Annotated in this window: 1 protein-coding gene; it reads left to right on the top strand. The window is 62.3% G+C overall.

The window, feature by feature from the left end:
• The first annotated feature begins 36 nt into the window (after positions 1-36).
• Positions 37-1,317 carry an IS256 family transposase gene (locus tag AB0J66_RS49750; RefSeq protein WP_364676585.1) on the top strand — a complete coding sequence of 427 codons (1,281 nt, stop codon included), beginning with the start codon at positions 37-39 and terminating at the stop codon, positions 1,315-1,317.
• The last annotated feature ends 37 nt before the right edge of the window (positions 1,318-1,354 follow it).

Raw genomic sequence — 1,354 nt, 5'->3', positions numbered from 1 at the left:
GCGGGATGGGCACCGTGAGTGATGACATCGAACGTTATGAGTCCACGGAAGAAGACCGAGGGTGACGGGCGGCAGCTGTCGCCTGAGCAGGCCGCTGCGGCGGCGATGGTGGCCGAGGCCAAGGCCCGCGGATTGGAACTGACCGGCCCGAACGGCTTGCTGAAGTTGTTCACCAAAAATGTTCTCGAGACCGCGTTGAACGAGGAGATGACCGAGCATCTCGGTCACGAGAAGAACCAGGCTGATCCGGGCCGTGAGTCGACGAATGTGCGGAACGGCAGTCGGGGTAAGACGGTAATCTCGGACGCCGCCGGTGAGGTGCGCATTGATGTGCCGCGTGATCGGGATGCGACGTTCGAGCCGCAGATCGTGAAGAAACGGCAGCGCCGGTTGACCGAGGTCGACGAGATTGTTTTGTCGTTGTATGCGAAAGGGATGACGACCGGGGAGATCTCCGCTCATTTCGCGGAGATCTATGGAGCGTCGGTGTCGAAAGAGACGATCTCCCGGATCACCGACAAAGTCGTCGCGGAAATGACCGAATGGTCGACGCGCCCACTCGACAGCGTCTACGTGGCCGTGTTCATCGACGCCATCATGGTCAAGGTTCGCGAGGGCCAGGTCGCCAACCGGCCGATCTACGCGGCCATCGGGGTCACCGTGGACGGCCACAAGGACGTGCTGGGCCTGTGGGCCGGCTCCGGCGGCGAGGGCGCCAAGTTCTGGATGAGTGTCCTGATCGATCTGAAGAACCGTGGCGTGCGGGATGTGTTCTTCGTCGTCTGCGACGGCCTGAAAGGCTTGCCGGATACGGTCGAGGCCGTGTGGCCGGAAGCGATCGTGCAAACCTGCATCATTCATCTGATCCGCAACACCTTCCGGCTCACCTCACGGGTGGACGCCGACTCGATCAAACGTGACATCAGGCCGATCTACACGGCGGTCAACGCCGACGCCGCCCTGGCCGCCTTGGACGAGCTCGACGAGAAATGGGGCAGTAAATACCGGGCGATGATCCGCCTGTGGCGTAATGCCTGGAACGAGTTCATCCCGTTCCTCGACTACGACGTCGAAATCCGCCGAGTGATCTGCTCGACCAACGCCATCGAATCGTTGAACGCCCGTTACCGGCGCGCCGTTCGCGCCCGTGGGCATTTCCCGAGTGAGCAGGCCGCTTTGAAATGCCTGTACCTTGTGACTCGCAGCTTGGACCCGACCGGGGCCGGCCGCGCCCGGTGGACGATGCGCTGGAAGCCCGTGCTGAATGCCTTCGCCATCACCTTCGGTGACCGCTGGCCGGCCGCCGAAACCTACTAACCGAAGAGCCGGAAACACCGATCTTGGTAAAGACCCG

Source organism: Actinoplanes sp. NPDC049598 (genome assembly GCF_040675435.1).
Classification (GTDB): domain Bacteria; phylum Actinomycetota; class Actinomycetes; order Mycobacteriales; family Micromonosporaceae; genus Actinoplanes.
The sequence above is the reverse complement of the archived record's forward strand: the minus strand, read 5'-3'. Positions and strand labels throughout refer to the sequence as shown.